The 4153-nt window shown below is 39.3% G+C and carries 4 protein-coding genes; 3 read left to right on the top strand and 1 reads right to left on the bottom strand.

Annotated elements, in window-relative coordinates; all coding sequences use genetic code 11:
* Positions 1-256: 256 nt before the first annotated feature.
* Positions 257-1348 (bottom strand): D-alanyl-D-alanine carboxypeptidase family protein, encoded by a 1092-nt coding sequence (locus JCM14505_RS08330; RefSeq protein ID WP_054654032.1) that lies wholly within the window; start codon positions 1346-1348, stop codon positions 257-259.
* A gap of 66 nt (positions 1349-1414) precedes the next feature.
* On the opposite strand from JCM14505_RS08330, the gene JCM14505_RS08325 reads away from it, so the two are divergent.
* The 3 genes from JCM14505_RS08325 (at position 1415) to JCM14505_RS10200 (ending at position 3633) form a co-directional block, all read left to right on the top strand.
* Complete coding sequence (locus tag JCM14505_RS08325; protein WP_054654030.1) at positions 1415-1939, top strand: hypothetical protein; 525 nt, start codon at positions 1415-1417, stop codon at positions 1937-1939.
* Positions 1940-2237: 298 nt separating this feature from the next.
* Positions 2238-3419: a L,D-transpeptidase family protein gene (locus JCM14505_RS10205; protein ID WP_263848983.1), complete on the top strand. Its 1182-nt coding sequence runs from the start codon at positions 2238-2240 to the stop codon at positions 3417-3419.
* Positions 3340-3633: a L,D-transpeptidase gene (locus JCM14505_RS10200; RefSeq protein ID WP_369395550.1), complete on the top strand. Its 294-nt coding sequence runs from the start codon at positions 3340-3342 to the stop codon at positions 3631-3633. Before JCM14505_RS10205 ends, JCM14505_RS10200 begins: the two co-directional genes overlap by 80 nt.
* The last annotated feature ends 520 nt before the right edge of the window (positions 3634-4153 follow it).

The following is a 4153-nucleotide window of genomic DNA, read 5'->3' as shown; positions in this document are numbered from 1 at the left end:
TTGCCTCATCGAGACAACTTAATTAGTATACTTGATAACGACAAGCAAGTCAACAACTTTTTAATTAATTATTTAACTGCCATGTCGCTCAGAAGCAACTTTTATAATATACCAAGATAAAACCATTCCGTCAACAGATATTTCAAAATAATTCTTTTAATGTATTATTCTTGTTATCAAGTTCCCTCGCTTAACTGGATAGCGCGAATACATCGGGTATTGCAACGGATCACCGGTAATAGTATCTAGCCGATGGTTAACTAAATACCACTTCCCAATTCGCTGATGTTTTTTTCACCGGTCGCACTAACCGCCCCTGTTTAATAAAATTAGTGTCTAGCTGACTACCAATGTCACCAGAAGTAATAGAATGATTACTCCAAACCGTTAACTTGGGCGACGAAACTTGTAAGTTAGTGATATTCGCTCCTTTAACTTTAAACAACGTTAACTGAGTCGGAACTCGCATTGTCTGTAAGTGATAATGTTGCTTTAATAATCGATACAAAGCTTGCGTTTGGATAAAGCGATTATCTGGATTATCACCATCTGCATGTAAAACAACCGTAATGATTCGGTGACCACGATAAACCCCCGCACTAACAAAACACGCCCCGGCCCGTGGCGAAGTTCCCGTTTTCAACCCAAGCATCTTAACGCCTGGTACCGCATAGGTATTTCCCGGTAACATCTTATTCAAATTATCAATCCGCTTAACTTCGCCTGGTTTAATGTAAAAGTTAGCGGCTTTCTGCGCAGATACTTGGAATAGTTGCGGATAAGAATTCCATAAATACTGCGTTAAGATAGCGATATCGTTAGCACTTAGCTGGTTTTCGTCATCCGTTGAGTAGTCGGCAGACTTTAACATCTTCATATCCCCATTGCTTAACCCCGTTGGATTAATAATATGATAGTGCTTCAAGCCCAGTTGTGCTGCTTTTTGATTCATCTTAGTAACAAACTCATCCAATGAATTTCCACCAGCCAACGCTAAGGCTACCGTCGCCCCATCCGCCGATTTAACCATCGCAGCATTTAATAATTCCAAGACTGAATACGATTGACTCCCGGCCAAACCAATACTAGAATAGCGGGGGTCATTAGAAATTGCTGCAATATCCGGCGTAATTTCTACTTTTGTTCGGGGACTAATCTGGTGATGTTTAATTTCATCATGAATCACGGCCACCGTTAACAATTTCGTGATTGAGGCAATGGGCAACTGCCACTGGGCATGCTTTTGATAGATAATTTGCCCTGTATCGGCATCTACCATCTCGACCGCTTCCGCTGCAATTTTTGGTTCAGAAGACCCTTCCACGCGCACCGGATAATTAACAACCATTAAAATTATCATTAAACTGATTATCAAATATTTTTTTCAATTTTAATCTCCAGGAGTTTACTCAATATGAATCAAGAGTTAAAACAATTACTTAAAGTATCCTTTACGATGCTAACAATTTTTATTCTTATTATCAACGGTCTCACGCTAATGCGTACCCAGAAACTTACCTTTGCTACCCATAGTAGCGTTATTATCCAAACCAATCGTCTAAAACATCCTAATATCAATCATCCGTCGGCTACTTTACCACCCCATCGTCTACCAAGTAAGTCCGTTCAATTAATCGCTATGAAACATCAGCATAAACTGTACGTCATATCACACCACCGTGTTATTTATATCACCCACGCTTACGTTAATCATCAAGCAGGGCGGCTAACAATTCATCATCCCCGCGGGCAACAACTAGCTTACCACCGCTCATCCTTAACGGCATCAGCTAATAATTGGATCAGTCTCGGTAGTAATAATTTTATTAGTGCCCCAGCAATGATCAATGGCCATCCTAGCGCCAAAAATTGGCTCAAAATGAAACAACACCTGCCACATACGATTGAGGTTTCGAAGCCTGATGCACTATTACTATAACAATTACCACAAGGAACTACTATCAGAATTAAGGAGTAACTATGAGCCAAAAATTTATTAAACATCTCATTGCCAACAATTTAATCTTACTTTTAAGCATTGGTTGCTATAACGTATTCAGTCTTTGGTGCCCAATTACGAAAATTAGCTTTTCCATCCTGATATTAATTATCATCAGCGTTAATTTAACAATCATAATTAAATACTCAAAATCAAACTAATCATGTTTAATCTTGAGTGCTATAATCAAATAAGTTAAACTATACTACATTTTTTTCAAATTGAGGTTTATAAACGCATGGATGAAAAATTGTTTAAGCAATTTATGATTGGTGCCGTTGGCATCTTGATTATTTTGCTAGTTGGTAGTTATGGCTACCAAAGCACGCACTTCAATCGCCAAACCACCATTAACAACATTCCGGTTGGCGGGCTTACCGTTAAGCAAGCTTATCAAAAGGTTAAACAAACACCCCGGCAACTTAAAGTTTCAATTAACCATCATGTTGTCTATACGGGGCAAGTTACTAAATCCGGATTCACCGCAACGGATCAGGCCAAGTTTAAAACCGCTTTAAAGCAACAATTTTCGTTCTTCCCTTCTCAGCAACGATATAACATTGTGGTTGAGCCGACTAAATTAGCCAAACCCGAATTAGCTGCGGCCGTGCAAGCCACACAGCACCAACTTCAAACAATGAATGCTAATCGAAAAGCCCCCCAAGATGCCTATGCTAAATATCAAAATGGAAAGATTAAAATAATTCCCGCTGTTAACGGTAGTCAATATACGCTTGATCATCTTTCGATCACGCTTAAACAACAATATGCGAATGGTCGGATTAATTTAACTCCACGCCTGAAACGGCCATTAGCAGCCAATAGTCGCCAAGTTAACCAACAAAAACAAAAACTTGCACAATTAACCGACCAACAAGTTACTTATCAAGTCCAAAATCGTCGCTACCAATTTAAGGCTAATGATATTTTGACCATGGCAACTTATCAAAATGGTCACTATCAATTCGATACTAGTCGTATCAACAAAAAAATTGCTCGGATTAATCATCAACAAGCTACTTTAGGTAAATCATTCAAATTTAAAACGCATGATGGTAAAACAATCACTACCACTAATCAGGGAACTTATGGTTGGAAAATTGACCCTAACAAAGCTGGTCAATCCCTCGCCCAAGCCTTAGCAGAACATAAAACCCATCTTAACGCTAAAAATGATTTAAGCGGCAGCGGATTTAATCAACACGGCACTGGTTACCAAACCACTGCTAATCATGGTATCGGTGATACTTACGCTGAGGTATCTATTGCTAAGCAACACGCGTGGTTCTATCGGAATGGTAAATGTATTTTAAGTACTGATATTGTTAGTGGATCAACGCATGACAACAATGCCACTCCTAAAGGCGTCTTTTATATCATGTATCAACACACCCCCTCCATTCTCCGGGGAAAAAAATGATGATGGATCTAGCTATGCTAGTAAAGTTCAATATTGGTCCCCGTTCACCATTGACGGTTGTGGTTTCCACGATGCTCCTTGGCGAACTGATTGGTCCAAAACGGCTTACCAACAACGCCACGGTGGTTCACATGGCTGCATCAATATGAAAAATGACGTCGCCGGATTAGGCTACCATGCTCTTACTCCCAATGAACCAGTCATTATCTATTAACTATTAGACCCCTTCAACACTAGGTTAACCGGTGTTGAAGGGGTCTTTATCATTTACTAATAACGCAACTAATTCTAATTACTGATCATGCCATAGCTTATCTCATCTTACAACTAAATCACTCACCTTTGCAGGGGACAACCATCATCCTATACTTTGAAGCTCATACAAAGTAATATTTACATAACCACTTTGTATGGGATAAACTGTTTAATTTATTAGTCATATTACCTCTCTTACTTTACTCTATTTGGCTTAAAAACACCTATAGCATAAGGGAACAGGAGGTACTTTTTATTACCACCCGCATAGCGGATAGTTTTATTATTTTGGGACTACACTATCTGAGGCTGTGACATAAGTCAGGCCACCTCTTGAAAAATCGAACAGCGCAGTTCGCACATGGGGGCGTGAAGACGAACTAAGATTTAGCAATTTTAGTTCACTGACGATTGACAGCTGCTAAGAAAGTAAACTTTCAAGCAGCTGTTCATATCACGCTCCCAGTTTTTGTAATTTT

The sequence above is a fragment of the Limosilactobacillus equigenerosi DSM 18793 = JCM 14505 genome (assembly GCF_001311375.1).
Taxonomy (GTDB): domain Bacteria; phylum Bacillota; class Bacilli; order Lactobacillales; family Lactobacillaceae; genus Limosilactobacillus; species Limosilactobacillus equigenerosi.
Note: the sequence above shows the minus strand (reverse complement) of the source record. Positions and strands in the feature narration are given on the sequence as shown.

Coding starts and splice junctions, on each gene's coding strand:
- JCM14505_RS08330 (WP_054654032.1), bottom strand. CDS start 1,348: ATGGTTGTTAATTATCCGGTGCGCGTGGAAGGGTCTTCTGAACCAAAA.
- JCM14505_RS08325 (WP_054654030.1), top strand. CDS start 1,415: ATGAATCAAGAGTTAAAACAATTACTTAAAGTATCCTTTACGATGCTA.
- JCM14505_RS10205 (WP_263848983.1), top strand. CDS start 2,238: ATGGATGAAAAATTGTTTAAGCAATTTATGATTGGTGCCGTTGGCATC.
- JCM14505_RS10200 (WP_369395550.1), top strand. CDS start 3,340: ATGACAACAATGCCACTCCTAAAGGCGTCTTTTATATCATGTATCAAC.